At 71.9% G+C, this 15901-nt stretch carries 13 protein-coding genes and 1 pseudogene; 9 read left to right on the forward strand and 5 right to left on the reverse strand.

Annotation, left to right across the window (positions count from 1 at the left end):
• The first annotated feature begins 17 nt into the window (after nucleotides 1-17).
• On the forward strand, nucleotides 18-632 hold the full coding sequence (locus ACQPZ4_RS26610) for a TetR/AcrR family transcriptional regulator (RefSeq protein WP_433040648.1): 615 nt from the start codon (nucleotides 18-20) through the stop codon (nucleotides 630-632).
• Between the two features lie 108 nt (nucleotides 633-740).
• On the opposite strand, the pseudogene ACQPZ4_RS26615 reads toward ACQPZ4_RS26610, so the two are convergent.
• Nucleotides 741-1676 (reverse strand): annotated as a pseudogene (locus ACQPZ4_RS26615) (diguanylate cyclase domain-containing protein); the annotation flags it as partial.
• Nucleotides 1677-2147: 471 nt separating this feature from the next.
• On the opposite strand from ACQPZ4_RS26615, the gene ACQPZ4_RS26620 reads away from it, so the two are divergent.
• From ACQPZ4_RS26620 to ACQPZ4_RS26630, 3 genes are all read left to right on the forward strand, one after another.
• The gene (locus tag ACQPZ4_RS26620; RefSeq protein WP_433040651.1) at nucleotides 2148-3068 is read left to right on the forward strand and encodes a TerC family protein; all 921 of its coding nucleotides are present in this window, start codon (nucleotides 2148-2150) and stop codon (nucleotides 3066-3068) included.
• Nucleotides 3068-4102: a DNA glycosylase AlkZ-like family protein gene (locus ACQPZ4_RS26625; protein ID WP_433040654.1), complete on the forward strand. Its 1035-nt coding sequence runs from the start codon at nucleotides 3068-3070 to the stop codon at nucleotides 4100-4102. Before ACQPZ4_RS26620 ends, ACQPZ4_RS26625 begins: the two co-directional genes overlap by 1 nt.
• 185 nt (nucleotides 4103-4287) lie before the next feature.
• Nucleotides 4288-4593: an SDR family oxidoreductase gene (locus ACQPZ4_RS26630; RefSeq protein ID WP_433040657.1), complete on the forward strand. Its 306-nt coding sequence runs from the start codon at nucleotides 4288-4290 to the stop codon at nucleotides 4591-4593.
• Between the two features lie 128 nt (nucleotides 4594-4721).
• Here ACQPZ4_RS26630 and ACQPZ4_RS26635 read toward each other — a convergent pair whose 3' ends face one another.
• Nucleotides 4722-5282 carry a hypothetical protein gene (locus ACQPZ4_RS26635; protein ID WP_433040660.1) on the reverse strand — a complete coding sequence of 187 codons (561 nt, stop codon included), beginning with the start codon at nucleotides 5280-5282 and terminating at the stop codon, nucleotides 4722-4724.
• Nucleotides 5283-5305: 23 nt separating this feature from the next.
• On the opposite strand from ACQPZ4_RS26635, the gene ACQPZ4_RS26640 reads away from it, so the two are divergent.
• Together ACQPZ4_RS26640 and ACQPZ4_RS26645 are read left to right on the forward strand one after the other, a co-directional pair.
• The gene (locus ACQPZ4_RS26640; protein ID WP_433040663.1) at nucleotides 5306-6028 is read left to right on the forward strand and encodes a hypothetical protein; all 723 of its coding nucleotides are present in this window, start codon (nucleotides 5306-5308) and stop codon (nucleotides 6026-6028) included.
• Between the two features lie 50 nt (nucleotides 6029-6078).
• Complete coding sequence (locus tag ACQPZ4_RS26645) at nucleotides 6079-6630, forward strand: hypothetical protein (RefSeq protein WP_433040666.1); 552 nt, start codon at nucleotides 6079-6081, stop codon at nucleotides 6628-6630.
• A gap of 114 nt (nucleotides 6631-6744) precedes the next feature.
• Here ACQPZ4_RS26645 and ACQPZ4_RS26650 read toward each other — a convergent pair whose 3' ends face one another.
• Nucleotides 6745-9192 carry an RICIN domain-containing protein gene (locus ACQPZ4_RS26650; protein WP_433040668.1) on the reverse strand — a complete coding sequence of 816 codons (2448 nt, stop codon included), beginning with the start codon at nucleotides 9190-9192 and terminating at the stop codon, nucleotides 6745-6747.
• 83 nt (nucleotides 9193-9275) lie between these two features.
• The gene (locus tag ACQPZ4_RS26655; protein WP_433040671.1) at nucleotides 9276-11480 is read right to left on the reverse strand and encodes an RICIN domain-containing protein; all 2205 of its coding nucleotides are present in this window, start codon (nucleotides 11478-11480) and stop codon (nucleotides 9276-9278) included.
• A gap of 486 nt (nucleotides 11481-11966) precedes the next feature.
• Here ACQPZ4_RS26655 and ACQPZ4_RS26660 point away from each other — a divergent pair, with 486 nt between their 5' ends.
• Nucleotides 11967-13022 (forward strand): LacI family DNA-binding transcriptional regulator, encoded by a 1056-nt coding sequence (locus ACQPZ4_RS26660; RefSeq protein WP_433040674.1) that lies wholly within the window; start codon nucleotides 11967-11969, stop codon nucleotides 13020-13022.
• Between the two features lie 302 nt (nucleotides 13023-13324).
• Here ACQPZ4_RS26660 and ACQPZ4_RS26665 read toward each other — a convergent pair whose 3' ends face one another.
• Nucleotides 13325-13858 carry an acyltransferase family protein gene (locus ACQPZ4_RS26665; protein ID WP_433040677.1) on the reverse strand — a complete coding sequence of 178 codons (534 nt, stop codon included), beginning with the start codon at nucleotides 13856-13858 and terminating at the stop codon, nucleotides 13325-13327.
• Between the two features lie 195 nt (nucleotides 13859-14053).
• On the opposite strand from ACQPZ4_RS26665, the gene ACQPZ4_RS26670 reads away from it, so the two are divergent.
• Both ACQPZ4_RS26670 and ACQPZ4_RS26675 read left to right on the forward strand, forming a co-directional pair.
• Nucleotides 14054-15259, forward strand: coding sequence for a histidine kinase (locus ACQPZ4_RS26670; RefSeq protein ID WP_433040680.1), 1206 nt, complete (start codon nucleotides 14054-14056; stop codon nucleotides 15257-15259).
• Nucleotides 15244-15891, forward strand: coding sequence for a response regulator transcription factor (locus ACQPZ4_RS26675; protein ID WP_433040683.1), 648 nt, complete (start codon nucleotides 15244-15246; stop codon nucleotides 15889-15891). Before ACQPZ4_RS26670 ends, ACQPZ4_RS26675 begins: the two co-directional genes overlap by 16 nt.
• Nucleotides 15892-15901 lie beyond the last annotated feature (10 nt).

Raw genomic sequence — 15901 nt, forward strand, 5'->3', positions numbered from 1 at the left:
ACTGTACGGTGTAGTACATGATTCGTGAGGGGTCGGCCGCCAAGCGGGCGGCGATCGTGCGCGCCGCGCTGGACGTGTTCGTGCGCGAGGGGTATGCGCGGGCCGGCATGGACGCCATCGCCGAAGCGGCCGGGGTCTCCAAGCGCACGATCTACGACTACTACGGCGGCAAGGAGCGGCTGTTCCTCGAGACGCTGGAGGCGACGCAGGAGGCGCACACGGCGGCGTTCGAAGCGCTGCTCGCCGGTACCGTCGAATCGGACGCCGACCTCGCCGGCGCGCTCACCGCGTTCGGCCGCGCGTTCGCCCGCGAGGTCGCGCGCTCACCGCAGCGCGCCGCCCTCCTGCGCCTGATGATCGCCGAGGCGCCGCACTTCCCCCAACTGCTCGACCGGGCCGGGGCCGCCGGGGCGGTGCAGCGCGCCCTCGCCGACCGGCTCGCCGGGCTGGCCGCCCGCGGGCTGCTGGACATCGCCGACCCGATGGAGGCCGCGGAGGTCCTGGGGCTGCTGGTCACGGGGCGGGTGCACGCCCGTTCCTGGTACGGCGCCGTCCCCCTCGACGACGCCGAGATCGACCGTCTCGCCACCGCCGGGGTGCAGGTGTTCCTGCGGGCGTACGCCCGGCGGTAGCGGCTCCAGGTCCGCCCGCCACGCCACCCAGCGGCTCTGCGGGCGGAGGCGTTTCGCCTGGTACATCGCGGTGTCCGCGCGGTGCACGAGCTCGTCGTGGGTCAGCTCCCCCGGCGCCGACACCGCCACCCCGATGCTCGCGGCCAGGGTGATCGCCTTGCCGTCGATGATCACCGGGTGGGTGGAGGCGGCGATCCGGCCGGCCACGCGGTACGCCTCGGCCGGGCTGAGCAGGCCCGGCAGCACCACCGCGAACTCGTCCCCGCCGAGGCGCGCCGGCAGGCCGTTGCGGGGCACGCACCGGCGCAGCAGTTCGGCGAAGCGCAGCAGGGCCGTGTCACCCGACGCGTGGCCGAGGGTGTCGTTGATCTGCTTGAAGCCGTTCATGTCGAGCACGAGCACGCCGGCGTACCGCCCGGTGCGCGCGCCCCGCTCCAGCGCGCGGTTCGACGTGGCCCGGAAGCGGGTGCGGTTGGCCAGGCCGGTCAGGGTGTCGGTGACCGCCTGCTCGTCGCTCTCCCGCTGCACCAGCGTGAGCCGGGCGAGCACGAGCGCGCTGAGCGTGGCGCCGCCGAGGGCCAGGCCGCCCCACGGGTAGAACGCGCCCTCGGTGGCGGCCGCCGAGAGCATGAGCGCGTGGACGCCGCCGACCGCGACGAAGGGCAGACAGCGCGCCGGGAACAGCCCTCTTCGGCGGGTACGGGCGGTGCGGCCATCCGTCCGGCACTGCTCGACCGAGGCGGCGGCGAGCAGGGCGTCCGCGGCGACCCAGCAGACGAACTGCCACGGCGAGTGCAGGCCGGCCTGGCCGCGGCCGTTGAGGTACCCGTGGACGGCGTCACCGGCGAAGAGGACCATCGCGCCGGCGGCGAGCGTGCGCAGGGGCTGGTTGCCGGCGCCGTCCGGGCCGCGCAGCAGCACCCGGGCCACGCTGAAGAGCAGAGCAAGATCCGCCACCGGGTACACCACAATGCTCACCAGTGCGGGCGCGGACAGGCCGTGGCGGCTGACGTAGGGGCCGAACGCGGTGAACCAGAGCAGCATCGAGCCGCCGACCAGCACGGTGAGCGCGTCGATGGCGGTCTTCCAGCGCCCGCGGCGGTTCGTCGGGGCGAGCGGGAACAGCTGGACGGCGACGAGCAGCGCGACCACGAACGCGATGTGCGTGACGTCCGCCGCGAATGTGAGGCCATCGGCGCCGGTGAGCACCAGCAGCGGCGGCGAGGCGACGAGGATCGCGAAGCTCACCGCCACCGCCCGCCACGCCGGTCCCGCGCGGCGCCCGGCGCGCACGGCGGCCACGAGCCCGATGACGCCGAACGTGATGCGCGACAGTTCGGCGGCGCCCTGGTACGCGCGCGACCCGGCCGGCAGCAGGCCGCCGGCGAGCACCAGGACCACGACCGCGTACAGCAGCCCCAGCAGCAGATGCGGTCGCCACGCGCGCACGAGGTCTGATCGGCGCGCTGTTCGGGTACCTGAGCAATAGGTCCCACGCTGTTAAGGTGGTGCGTCGTGACCGTCTCCGCCTGGGTCTGGGCCGCGACGCTGGCCGGCGTGGGCGTCATGCTCCTGGTCGACCTGGCCATCGTCGCCCGCCGGCCGCATGAGCCCTCGATCCGGGAGTCGTCGATCTGGGTCAGCGTGTACATCGCGCTCGCGCTGCTCTTCGGCCTGTTCGTGCTGCTCAAGTGGGGTCAGGACCCGGCCGGCGCGTTCTACGGCGGCTGGCTCACGGAGTACAGCCTGTCCGCCGACAACCTCATCGTCTTCGTCATCATCATGGGCCGCTTCCGGGTCCCGCGCGAGCAGCAGCAGCGGGTGCTCATGGTCGGCATCGTGCTGGCCCTGGTCCTGCGCGGCGTGTTCATCGCGGCCGGGGCCGCCGCCATCAGCCGGTTCTCGTGGGTGTTCTACATCTTCAGCCTGTTCCTCGTGTACACGGCGGTGCGCATGGTCACCGACGGCGAGCCGGACGGCGAGGGATTCAAGGAGAACCCGCTCGTGCGCTGGTCGCGGCGGGTGCTGTCGCCGACCGTGGTGGTGCTGGTGGCGATCGGCACGACGGACCTCATCTTCGCGCTGGATTCCATCCCGGCGGTGTTCGGGCTGACGTCCGAGCCGTACCTGGTCCTCACCGCCAACGTGTTCGCGCTGATGGGGTTGCGGCAGCTGTACTTCCTCATCGGCGGGCTGCTGGACCGGCTCGTGTACCTGTCGCTGGGGCTGGCGGTGGTGCTGGGCTTCATCGGCGTGAAGCTCTTCCTGGAGGCCCTCGCCGACAACTCCCTGCCGTTCGTCAACGGCGGCGACCCGGTGCACTGGGCCCCGCACATCGGCATCCCGCTCTCCCTCGGGGTCATCATCGCCACCCTGGCCGTGACCACGGTCGCCTCGCTGATCAAGTCGAAGCGCGACGCCCGGGCCGGCCGCTGATGCTGACCCTGTCCCGCACCGACGCCCGCCGCCTGGCCGTGCGCGCCCAGCTGCTCGCGTCCCCGCGCCCGACCGGCCTGTTCGCGACAATCCAACACCTCGCGGAACTGCAGAACGACCCGACGGCGTACGTCGCCCGCAACGCCGACCTCGTCCTGTGGACCCGCCTCGGCCCGTCCTACGAGCCTTCCGGCCTGCGCGACGCCCTCGACGAGCAGGCGCTGCTGGAGCTGCAGGGCATGATCATGGTGCCGGAGGACCTGGCGCTGTACCGCGCCGAGATGGCGGCCTGGCCGACGCAGGACTGGCAGGAGGGCCTGAGCGTCTGGGTCGAGGCCAACACCGGGTGCCGCCTCGACATCCTGGCGCGGCTGCGCGCCGACGGGCCGCTGCCCGTGCGCGACCTGCCGGACACCTGCGACGTACCGTGGCGCTCCTCCGGCTGGAGCAACAACCGCAACGTGGGCCGGATGCTCGACGCCCTGGTCCAGCGCGGCGAGGTGGCCGCGGCCGGCCGCCGGGGCCAGGAGCGCCTCTGGGACCTGGCCGACCGCATCTATCCCGACGAGATCGTGCCGCTGGATGAGGCCCTGCGCATTCGCGACGAGCGCCGCCTGCGGTCCCTGGGCATCGCGCGCGGCGGGACGGCGGGCGAGCCGGCCGTGGTCGAGGGCGTGCGCGGCGAGTGGCGGGTAATCCCCGAGCTGTTGGATACCGCGTTCCGGGGCCGCACGGCGTTGGTTTCCCCGCTGGACCGCCTCGTCTACGACCGCAGACGCATGACCGAACTGTTCGAGTACGAGTACCAGCTGGAGATGTACAAGCCGGCCGCCAAGCGCCGCTGGGGCTACTGGGCGCTGCCGATCCTGCACGGGGACCGCCTCATCGGCAAGCTGGACGCGGCCGCCGACCACCGCGCCGGGGTGTTGCGGGTCGCTGCGGTCCACGAGGACGCGCCCTTTTCCAAAGCCCAGGCCGCAGCGGTACGGCGTGAGCTCACCGCCCTCGCCGCCTGGCTTCACCTCGACTTGTAAACACCCACGAATGCGCGCGCCGCCGCCAGGTGCTCCCGGACGGCCGCGGCGTGGGCGGGCCGAGCGGCCGCGATGGCCTCGAGCCGGCGGCGGCGATGGTGACCGACGCGTTGGACGGCCCCTGCGCGGCCCGGGTGAGCAGCCCCCGCTCGGCCATCCGGGTCAGCTGATGCGACAGCCGGCTCTTGTGCCACCGCATCGACGCCGTCTACCTGGCGGCGAAGTCGGCGGTCGAGACGATGACCCGCGCGGCCGCGAAGGAACTGGCGCCCGGGGGCATTACCGTCAACGCCGTCGCACCGGGCGCCATCGCGTCGCCGATGTTCTTCGAAGGCAAGACGCCGGAGCAGATCGAACAGGCGGCCCGCAACCATCCGGCCGGCCGGCTCGGCACCCCGGACGACATCGCCGCCGCCGTCGCCCTGCTGCTGAGCCCGGACGCCGCCTGGATCAGCGGCCAGACCCTCCGCGTCAACGGCGGCGCCGCCTGACCACCCACAGCGCGGCCCCGGGTGGCGGGATTGTCGAATTACTGGATTACCAATAATCGTAATCGCGGTAATTCGGCGGCGGTCACTCCGCGTGACAACCGGGCTCGTGCCAACTTCGGGCGGCGGCGTCAGAAGGCCCAGTCACCGCCCGCCGGGCAGTAGGTGCAGCCGTCCGCGGTGTGCAGGGCCGTGTAGGCGTGACTGCTGAACCGCCGGTCCCGCTCGCGGGCGCAGTCCGGGCCCAGGCTGCACGTGTCGTCCAGCTCGTGCACCGTCGCCGTGCCGGGGCAGGTCCAGCGGCCCGGCACGGCGGGCGGCCCCGGGTCCTCGACCGGCGCGAAGTCCTCGGGGTGGGCGAAGTAGCGGCGCTCGAACGCCGCGTACAGGCCGTACTCGAGCGCGTAGAACGCGTGGTTGTACCGCTCCTCCAGGTGCTCCCGCTCCCAGTCGGCGTCGGCGATCCGGCGGGTCAGGGCGGCCAGGTCCGGTAACCCCAGGTAGTCGAACGCGTCGGCGGCGGCCAGGACCTCGTCGCGGGTGGAGGTGTCGAGGACGGCGGAGGTGCCGCTGCCCATGATCCGGCCGTACGGTTTCGACATCGCGCCCAGCTGCAGGTCGCCGATCCGGCCCCCGGTGGCGTCCATGCCACGGTTCCAGACCTGGACCGAAGCGGGGGAAGAATCCAGCATCGCACGGACGGTACAGTCGGCGCGTGGCCACGGTCCAGGTAACCTTCGTCGATGCCGGCAGCGGCCAGCCGTTCGCCCGCTCCGAGATGCCGGCGGAACAGCTGCCCGAGAGCTTCGCGGCGCAGACCTCCCTCCAGCTCGGCCAGGACCAGTGGGTGGTCGAGCGGGCCGAGCCCGAGACCCGGGCCGAGGCGACCGCCCGCGGGCAGATGGTGCTCACGCTGCGCCGCGTCGAGATGATGGCGCCGCAGGACATTCTGTACTCGCTGCCGACGCTCTGCGCCGAGCTGCCGCCGCTCGCCGACGAGGCCGCCGGGGCCGATGCGCTGGTGCTGCACGAGGACGACTGGCGGCAGGTCGAGCTCGCCTCCCGCGGGAACGCGGCCGCGATCGACGGGGAGCTCGCGGCGATCCGGCGGATCTTCACCGAGCACCGCCGGGGCGCCGGGTTCGACCAGATCCACCTGCGGGAGCTTGCCGCGCTCGGCGAGCCGCTGCCGTCCTGGGCCCAGGTCCGGGCGAACCTGCCGCGGCCCGATCGGGAGCTCGGCGGGGTCCGTTTCCGCGACGCCCCCAACCGCGTCGCCGGATCGTTCGCGCTCGCCTACGGCGCCGGCTCCGTCTGCTACGGCGTCGTGCAGCAGGACCGGGTCACCGTGCTCGGCCTGATCGGCACGCCGCCGGTCGCCGACCTCGCCCGCGCACTGGACCTCGTCGTACTCGACTGGTGCCGAGCCAACGGCTGAAGAGGCAATGATCACGTGGCAGAACGCGGCTCGGCGGGCATGATCAACGGGTGAGTGGTGCGCGCGGCGACGGGCTGGTCGAGGTCGGGGCCGGGGACCTCACCGTCGTCGTGGGGGCGGCGGTGCCGACGAGCCTCAGCCTGTACAAACGGCATGCTGAACTTGCCGAGGACTTTGCGGGGGCGCGGACCGACGGGTTCAGCTTCGTTGCCGTCCGTGACGTCGGGGACTGGCCGCGGCTCGTCGTCACGCAGCGCTACTCCCCCGCCGAGAGCGGGTTCACGCCCGGTGTGCTGCTCGTGCCGAAGCGGCGGCAGGTGTTCGTCGGAGCCGGCACCCGGCTGCTTGCCTACGAGGCCAGGGAGGGCACCTGGCGCCGGCAGTGGGAGGACACCGCCGAGGGCGGCTTCTGGCAGTGGCGGCGCCACAAGAACACCGTGCTCATGAGCGCCGAGCTCGAACTCGCGGCGTGGACCAGCGACGGCGGCAAGCTGTGGTCGACGTTCGTGGAGCCGCCGTGGTCGTACCGCGTCGACGGCTCCACCGTCACGCTCGACGTCATGGGCTCGGTCCGCCGCCTGGCGTTGCGCACCGGCCGGTGAAGCGCCGCCGGGTGCACGCTTCGACGCGGGCGGAAAGGTCGGCGTCGGTGACGCGGCCGGTCCGTGCAGGCCGGCCGGGCGGGGCCGGCCGGCCTGCTCCCCTCGGGTGTGGTGCTACGGGACGGTTTCGATCTGCGCGAGCGTGAACTGCTGGTTGGCGCCCCCGCCGTAGGTCCATTGCTGGATCGTGGCGCCGTTGGCGGTGGAGACGTCCTGGACGTCGAGGGCCTTGCCGCTCACCTTGTTGACGATCTTGACGGTGCCGGTGGCCGCGGTCGTGATCTGCCAGCGCTGGATGTCGGTGCCGCGGTCGTCCCACTGTTCGACGACGGCGCCGTTGGCGGTGGAGGAGCCCCGAATCTGCAGGACCTTGCCGGTACCCGTGGAGACGATCTTGTAGTAGCCGCCGCCCGCGGGCTGCAGCCGCCACCGCTGGTTGGGGTTGCCGACGTAGTCCCACTGCTGGATGGTGCCGCCGTTGGCGGTCGACACGTCACGGACGTCGAGGGCCTTCCCGCTGTGTTTCGCGGCGATCTCGTAGGAGGCGTTGGGGTTGATGGTGGGGTCGCCGGACGGGCTGGCCGTCGGGCTCGGTGAGGCCGTCGCCGTGGTCGTGGGTGACGGGGTGCCGCCGGGCAGCCGGCCGGTGACCTGGAGTTCGTAGAGCGAGTATCCGTAGGTGGTGGCGCGGGCGGTGCCATAGAGGCGCAGGTACCGGCCGGTGCCGTTGACGGTGAGGGCGTCGGTGCCGCCGTCGCCGCTGGTGGTGCTGGAGATGGTGGTCCAGGTGGCGGCGTCGTCGGAGGTCTGGATCTGGTAGGCGCGGCCGTAGGCGGCTTCCCAGTTCAGGGTGACGCTGTCGATGGTGTAGGTACGGCCGAGATCGACCTGCAGCCACTGCGGGTCGCTGAACGCGCTGGACCAGCGGGTGCCGGGGTCGCCGTCGGTGGCGGCCTCGGCGGGCGTGCCGCCGTTCTCGGCCGAGGATGCGGTGGTGGGCCGGCCTTCGGCGAGGTTGCCGGACTGCGGGCAGCCGCTGGTGTCACCGTCGGCGTCCGGCCACAGATAGGTGCCGACGGTCTTGGCGGGCAGCGTGGTGGTGATGTGCTCGCAGCCGGCCCGCAGCGTGAACGGCTGGTCGTTGCCGGTCTGGTTGACCACGACGGTGACGAGGGTGCCGTCGGGGTTGCGGAACGCGACGTCGGTGACGGTACCGGAGTTGCCGTAGTTGCTCTTCACGCGCTGGGCGCCGCGGGCGACGAACTTGGAGAACTGGGCGAAGATGTAGTACTCGGGGAGCGCCCAGTAGGTGTCGGGGCTGCTCGGACTCTGGATGAGCATGCTGGGGTCGGGCGAGCCGGACCACTGCTCGGGTCGGCGGTTCTGGTCGAGCATCGTGACCCAGTCCTGGTACATGATCGACTGGTTGCGGAAGTACTGCACGATGCGGTCGGCGCCGGAGGTACCCCAGACCGCCCGTTCGGTCATCGCCATGTCCTTGCCGGGGTAACTGGTCTTGACCTGGCTCATGGCGGGTGGGTCGCCGCCGTAGTCGTGGAACGCGATGCCGTCGACGGCGTCGAACGCGTCACTGGGTGACCCGGGCCGGCCGAGGACGCCGGCGGCGTAGCCGGGGCCGTCGGAGAAGTTGTGGTCGAACGCCCAGATCCTGGTACTGCCGGCGCCGTTGCCGTTGAGCTCGGCGCGCAGGGCGACGGCGAGGCGGCGTTCCTGGTCGGGGGTGACGGTCATGCCGGGGTAGTCGCCCGGGGCGAACAGCGGCTCGTTCTGCAGGGTGAGGGCGTACAGGGGCAGGCCCTGGGCGGCGTAGGCGGTGACGGCCTTGCGCAGGTAGGTGGCGAAGGTGGGGACCTGGGCGTCGAGCAGCGGGCCGCCGGTGATGGCGTTGTTGGCCTTCATCCACGGCGGCGCGCTCCAGGTGCTGCCGAACAGCAGCAGGTTCGGGTTGATCGCCTTGGCCTCGCGCAGCACGGCGATGATGTTGGAGTCGATGTCCTTCTGGATCGAGAACCGGGACAGGCCGGGATCCGCGGGACCATCGTCGTAGGTGTAGAACTGCCGGGAGGTGAAGTCGCTGGTACCGAGGGGGATGCGGGCGACGTTGAACCCGGCGCCGGTGACCGGGTCGAGGAGCGTGCGCAGGGTCGCGGTCCGCACCGCGGGGCTCATCCGGGACAGGTTGTAGATGGTCGTCTCCTCGAGGGAGGAGCCGACGCCGAGGATCGACTGGTAGCGGGTGTCCGGGTCGACGGTGATGGTCGCCGGTCCGGTCGCGGCGCTCGTGGTCAGGTCGGTCTGCCGGGACAGCCGGTAGGGGGTGGCGGCCAGGCCGGCGGCCGGGTCGGTGAACCAGTTGCCGTCCTTCGGCCCGAACCCGGAGGCCCGGGACTCGGAGCTCCAGTACGCCTGGACGGTGGCTGCGGCGGCCGGTTCGGCGGTGCCGGTGGTGGTGGCGGCGGCGACGGCGGTGCCGGCCAGGACCGTCGCTGCGGCGGCCGCGGCGGCGATGAGCTGCCGGCCGCGTCGGGGTGGGCGGGTCATCGTGGGGTGTCCTCCTACGGGCGGGCGCTCGACGGAGCCGGGCTCCCGGCTGGCGGCGGGAGCCCGGACGCTGTCGCGGTCGGCTACTGGACGGTGAACTGCTGGGCGGCGCCGCCGGTGCAGGACCACTGCTGCAGGCGGGCGCCGTCGCTGGTCGACACGTTGGTGACGTCGAGGCAGTTGTTCGGGTTGTTGCGTGGCGTGAAGTGGTAGCTGCCGTCCGCGTTCTGCACGGGCTTCCACTGCTGGTTGGTGCCGCCGCTGTAGGTCCAGAGCTGGATCTGGGCACCGTTGCCGGTGGCCCCGGCCCCGCCGGCCACGTCCCAGCCGAGGCTGGTCGCGTTGCGGGTCACGACCTTGTAGTAGCCGCCGTCGGTGGGCTGGAACTGCCACTGCTGGTTGTTGTTCCCGGCGTAGCAGGTCCACTGCTGCAGCGCGGTGCCGTTGCCGGTGCCGCCGTTGGCCGCGTCCAGGCACTTGGAGCTGTTGGCGTTGACCACGGAGTACCACCGGGCCGGGTCGATGCCGCCGCCACCGGTCCCGCTCGTGGTGACGTTCACGGTGTTCGAGGCGGCCGAGACGTTGCCGGCGGCGTCGAACGCCCTGACGGTGAAGCTGTAGGCGGTGGACGCGCTCAGACCGGTAGCCGTGTAGCTCGTCGAGGCCGTTGTGGCGATCTGCGTGCCGTTGCGGGAGACGCTGTAGCCGGTGACGCCCACGTTGTCCGTCGACGCCGCCCAGCTCAGGTTCGTCGACGTCGCCGTCGTACCGCTCGCCGTCAGGTTGCCCGGCGCCGACGGCGGGGTCGTGTCGGTGGTGCCCGAGCCGGCCCAGGTGTAGGTCGCGAGCGCGTTCGGCGGCAGGGTCTCGGTGGCGACGTTGCCGTTGAACGTGATGCTGAACGTCTGCGTGCCGCCGCCGTTGTTGCCGGCGATCATCGCGTAGCTGCCGTCCGGGTTGCGGAAGGTGACGGTGTGCACGTCACCGGCGTTGCCGGAGCCGACCCGGACCGCGCCCGGCTTGACGAACTTGCTGGCGTGGCCGGTGATGTAGTACTCGGCGTTGTACGTGATGGTCGTGCCGTCGATCGCGATCGTGCCGGTGCAGGTGCCGCAGCCCTGGTTGTGCGGGTTGCCACTGGAGTCGAGGGCGAGGTTCCACCACGCCAGGCCCTTCGCCCAGTTCTGCAGCGAGGGGATCAGGACGTTCTTCACGTGCCAGTTGAGGGTGTCGGAGAAGTACTGCGACAGCGGCTGCCCGGCGTCGTGGCTGCCGGAGCACTCCGTCATCCACACGTCCTTGTTCGGGAACGCGTTGTGCTGCGTGGTCTGCGCGCCGGCGTCGCCGTAGTAGCAGTGGTACGCCGTGCCGGCCAGGTACTGGGCGGCCGAGCTGCGCATGATGTCCGCGGCGTAATTGAGCTCGGGGTCCTCGCCGAGTTTCTGCGCGGATGCGGTGTCGTTGGGATGCTCGGCCCAGTTGTGGTCAAAGCCCATGATCTTGACGTTGCCCAGACCGTTGGACTGCAGCATCGGCCCGAGGGCGTTGACGACCGCGATCTCGGCCGCCTCCTGCAGGTCCGTGCCGGGGTACCCGAGCGGGGTGCGGTTCTGCGGTTCGTTCTGCACGCTCAGCGCCCAGATCGGCACGCCGGCCGCCTGGTAGGCCTGGATCGACTTGAGCAGGTAGCCGGCGTAGGTGCTGTAGTACTGCGGCAGCAGGTGGCCGCCGACGAGGCTGCCGCTGTCCTTCATCCAGGCCGGCTGCCCCCAGGCCGCGAGCACGACCTTCAGGCTGGGGTTGAGGTTGATCGCCTGTTTGACGAGCGGGATGATCTGCGCCTGGTCGTGCGCGATCGAGAAGTGCGCGAGCGACGGGTCCGTCTGGCCGGACGGCAGGTCGTCGTACGTGTAGAACGGGCCGTCGACGAAGTCGGACGCGCCGAGCGGCTGGCGCAGCCAGCTCATCCCGGTGCCGGACGTCGGGCTGAAGATCGAGGCCATGACCGCGTCGCGCTGGCTCTGCGGCAGCCGGGACAGCAGCACGGCCGAGGAGTCGGTGATCGACGCACCGAAGCCGTCGATGGTCTGGTACGTCGTGTTCGGGTCGACCGTGATGTTGTTGGACTGCGTCGACCCGGTGCCGAACGTCACCGGCGCGCCGGGCGACAGCTTGCGCGACATGTCGGGCGTCGTGACCCACGACGAGATCGTCGGTCCCGTCGCGGCGTACGCCGGCAGCGTGACGAGGCCGACCGCGGTAAGCGCGACGGCGGCCGAAGCGGCCACAAGCCCTCGCCCTTTCCGGACCCGCCATCGGCCGAACACGTGCATGGTCATTGGCATGCCTTCCTTGCCTGGGGGTGCGTGGACCGTCGGGAGTGGCGGCCCCCGGTGCGAGCCTGCTGCAGGTCTGTAACAATTGAAACAAGCCTGAAACATCGAACGACATGGAGCAAACCACCGGCAACCTCGCACGTCAACTGCCATCAATGGCTGGGATTAGGCAACCAGACTTTCTGTTAAGAAGCCGCGTATGTAACAACTGTTGAAACTGTCTGTTGACCTGCGATGGCGCCGCCGGCGCGGCAGCGTCCAGCGACGCGGGCACGGCCCGGAACGCGCCGACAGTCGCGAAGACGTTGCCCTGCAAGGCGTCCGGGCGGGAGCATGATTCGCACGCAGCCGGCGCCACGCATCGACCGGCGCCTGAAACGCCGCGTTTCGGCGGGGAGATGCGATCGCCGCGCGGCCGGTATGCTGCCCGCGTGAAACGTGGCGTTGAAACAGATGGGTAGCCGGCCCGATCGGCGGGTCACGGTCCGGGCGATCGCCGCCGAGACCGGGCTGTCGATCGCGACGGTGTCACGCGCCCTGAACGGGCACCCGCACGTCGCGCCGGACAAGCAGGAAGCCGTCCGGCAGGCCGTCGACCGGCTCGGCCAGCAGGACCCGGGCGGCCCCGCCGCGGCCCGGACCGCGGCCCCGGCCGTGTTCGTGCGCTGCCCGTACGAGCTCACCGACTACTTCGGGCTGATCGTGTCCTCGATCGCCGAGACGCTGCAGCTGCACGGACGCAACGCCATCCTCGACGCCGGCCAGCTCGCGCAGCACGAAACGGTGCTGCCCACCCTCGCCACCCGCCCCGGCATCGACGCCGCCCTCCTCATCCTGCCGCCCGAGCCGGCCGAGGACCTGCAGCACCTGCGCGACCAGCGATTCCCGTTCGTCGTCATCGACCCGCGCACCCCGCCGCCACGAGACATCCCCGCCGTCTCCGCCGCCCACTACAGCGGCGCCCGCGCGCTCACCGAACACCTCCTGGACCTCGGCCACCGCCGCATCGGCGTCCTCGCCGGCCCGCAGAACTGGCTGGCCGGCAAGGCCCGCCTCGCCGGGCACACGTCCGCCCTCGCCGACCTCGGCACGCTGACCGACCCCACGCTCATCCGGACCGCCGAACCCACCGTCCAGTACGGCCAGCGCGCGGCCGACGAGCTCCTCGACCTGCCCGACCCGCCGACCGCCATCATCGGCTTCAACGACAAGGTCGCGGTCGGCATCCTCGCCACCGCCGCCCGGCGCGGCCTGCGCGTGCCCGCCGACCTCTCCGTCACCGGCTTCGACGACATCGACCTGGCCACCGCCACCACGCCGCAACTCACCACCGTGCGGCAACCCTTGCAGGAAATGGGGCGCATGGCCGTCAGCCTCGTCATCCGGCTCCTCGAACAGCACCGCCTCGACGCACTGCACATCGAACTCGCCACCGACCTCGTCGTCCGCGCATCAACGGCAGCGCCGAGCGCCGAGCGCCGACCCGTCCGGTAGCGCCGCACGGAGTGGGCCCGTCGGCGGACCCAGCGCCATGCCGGTGCCGGGCACGAACGGTCGGCGACATGGTCGGCCCGCGGCACATCACACGCGGGCTCGGCTCCGCCTGGGCCGTCACGGTCGCCGCCGGCGGCGAGGAGGCGCTGGAGCCGGCCGCCCGGTCCGCTCCCGACCTGATCGTGTCCGACGTGATGACGCCCCCGCATGGACGGCTTCGCGCTGCTGCGGCGGGTAGGCGCCGACGGGGTGCCGGCCGCGACGCCGGCGAACGGCGGTTCCGGACCCCGCGGCGCCCCTGATCACAGCACCCGCCGCACGCCCGGGATGCGCCGCACCGGACCGGCGATCAGGAAGCAGACCGGCAGCGCGATCGCGGCGCCGAGCGCGAACTTCGCCAGCGACGGCAGGTCCGTGCGCGACAACGCCAGGCCGGCGGCGGTCACCACGATCGCGTGCAGGACGTACACGGGGAAGACGGAGCTCGTGAGGTACCGACGCAGCCTCTTCTGCCTGTTGAGGCGGGCCCGGAAGAACGTCAGCAGGGCGAGCACCAGGCCGACGGCCAGGGTCGAGTCCCACAGGGCGTAGAACAGCGAGGCCAGGGTGCCGCCGCCGAGCCACGCGGACAGGCCGCTGGCGAGGGCGAGAGGCAGGAACACCACGGTGCCGCCGAGCGCGAGGGCGAGTCCCGTCCAGCCTATCCGGGGCGTGGTGGCGGTCAACCAGCCGCGGCGGGCGGCGAGGGTGCCGACCACGAAGAACGAGACGTACTGCGGCAGGTACGCGCAGGTCGGGAAGTCGATGACGGGCACCCGGAACCCGATCGGGATCACGATCCGCACCAGGTACGTGACTGACGCAAGATGAGCACGATCCGCAGGTTGTCCACGAACCACAGGCGCGGGGCGGTGATCTCCATGGATCTGACGCTAGGATCGGTACGGCCGCGCCGGTATGCGCCTGGACGCCGCCTGGAGTGGGCCTGGCCCCACTCGTCGCCGGACGGTCGGCGGGTGCAGAGTGGGCTCATGAAGGTGATCGTGGGCTTCTGGCGGTCCTGCCTGGTGGCGGCCGCCACGCTGCCCGTCGCGGCGGTCTGGGCCGGAGCGGTGTTCGTCGCCGTCCTGTGGCGGCACAACCCCTGGTCGTGGTTCGCGCCCGCGGTGTGGGCGCTCGCCGGCACAGTCCTGCTGTCGCGTCCTGTCTGCCATTGGTACCGCATGCTGGTGCTTCGATGGACGGGCACGCCCATCCCGCCGGGGTACCGCGAGCCGGCCCCCATCACCCGCCTGTCCACCGGGTACTGGTGGAACGGCCACTCCTACGAGCGCAGCCGCCGCCGCGCCGAGCAGGACCAGCGCTTGCGGGGATATTTGACCGATCCGGCGGTACGACGGGACCTGCGTTTCGCTCTTGTTGCTCCGTGCACGGCGGGCGTGGTGTGCGCCGTCCCGCCGGTCGCGCTGGGCCTGGCGTTGCTCGGCGGGTGGTGGCTGCTGTCGGTGCCGCTCGCCGCCGCCACGGCCCCCTTCGCGTGGCGGGTCGCCGCGCCGATCGGCCGGCGGTTCCTCGGCCCCACGCCGGCGATGCGCCTCGCGGCACGGGTGGACCAGCTCACGGCCCAGCGCGCCGACACCACGGTCGCGCAGGCCGCCGAGATCCGCCGCATCGAGCGCGACCTGCACGACGGAGCCCAGGCCCGCCTCGTCGCCCTGGGCCTGTCCCTGGCCACCGCGGAGCGCCTGATGCGCACCGATCCAGACCAAGCCGCAGCGGTACTGCGTGATGCCCGCACCGGCGCCGCCACGTCCCTGAGCGAGCTGCGCGAACTCGTCCGCGGGATCAGCCCGCCGGTGCTCAACGAGCGCGGCCTGGTCGACGCGGTCCGCGCGTTCGCCCTGGACTGTCCACTGGAGACTACCGTCTCGGCGTCCCTCCCCGTGCGGCTCGATCCGCCGATCGAGGCCGCCGTGTACTTCGGCGTGGCCGAACTCCTCACCAACGCTGTCAAACATGCCCGAGCCAAGTCGGCCGCTGTGGTCATTCGCCTTGTTGTAGAGCAGCTGGTCGTCGAGGTGACCGACGACGGCCGCGGCGGCGCGACGATCCCGGCGGCGGGCGGCTTGGCGGGCCCGCGCCGGCGGCTCGCCGCGTTCGACGGGACGCTGGAGGTGGCCAGCCCGCCCGGCGGCCCGACCCGTGCGACCATGACGGTGCCATGCGAATCGTCGTAGCCGAGGACCTGTACCTGCTGCGCGACGGCATGGTCCGGCTGATCGAGGCCTTCGGCCACACGGTCGTCGCCACCGCTTCGACCGGCGAGGAGACCCTCGCCGCGCTGCTCTCGCATCGCCCCGACGTCGCCGTGGTCGACGTGCGGATGCCTCCGGGCCAGTCGGACGAGGGCCTGCGCGCGGCGCTGGCGGCCCGCCGTGAGGTCCCCGGCCTGCCGATCCTGATCCTGTCCCAGCACGTCGAACAGCTCTACGCCCGCGAACTGCTGGCCGACGGGGTGGGCGGCATCGGGTACTTCCTCAAGGAGAGCGTCTTCGACGCCGACCAGTTCATGGACGCCCTGGAACGCGTGGCGGCGGGCGGTACGGCGATGGACCCGCAGGTCATCGCCCGGCTGCTGGGGAGCGGCTCCTCGCAGCGGCTCCTGGACGGGCTGACGCCGCGGGAGCTGGACGTGCTGCGGCTGATGGCCGAGGGCCTGTCGAACCAGGCCATCGGCGGGCGGCTGTTTCTGAGCGAGAGCGCGATCGGCAAGTACACGACGTCGCTGTTCGGCAAGCTCGGCCTGCACGACGACGACACCACGAACCGCCGTGTGCTGGCCGTGCTCGCCTACCTCAACAACCCGTAAGCGCTGCCGA

Source organism: Dactylosporangium sp. CS-033363 (assembly GCF_050942475.1).
In the GTDB taxonomy this organism is placed as follows: domain Bacteria; phylum Actinomycetota; class Actinomycetes; order Mycobacteriales; family Micromonosporaceae; genus Dactylosporangium.

Coding starts and splice junctions, on each gene's coding strand:
- ACQPZ4_RS26675 (WP_433040683.1), top strand. CDS start 15,244: ATGCGAATCGTCGTAGCCGAGGACCTGTACCTGCTGCGCGACGGCATG.
- ACQPZ4_RS26670 (WP_433040680.1), top strand. CDS start 14,054: ATGAAGGTGATCGTGGGCTTCTGGCGGTCCTGCCTGGTGGCGGCCGCC.
- ACQPZ4_RS26650 (WP_433040668.1), bottom strand. CDS start 9,192: ATGACCCGCCCACCCCGACGCGGCCGGCAGCTCATCGCCGCCGCGGCC.
- ACQPZ4_RS26635 (WP_433040660.1), bottom strand. CDS start 5,282: ATGCTGGATTCTTCCCCCGCTTCGGTCCAGGTCTGGAACCGTGGCATG.
- ACQPZ4_RS26625 (WP_433040654.1), top strand. CDS start 3,068: ATGCTGACCCTGTCCCGCACCGACGCCCGCCGCCTGGCCGTGCGCGCC.
- ACQPZ4_RS26610 (WP_433040648.1), top strand. CDS start 18: ATGATTCGTGAGGGGTCGGCCGCCAAGCGGGCGGCGATCGTGCGCGCC.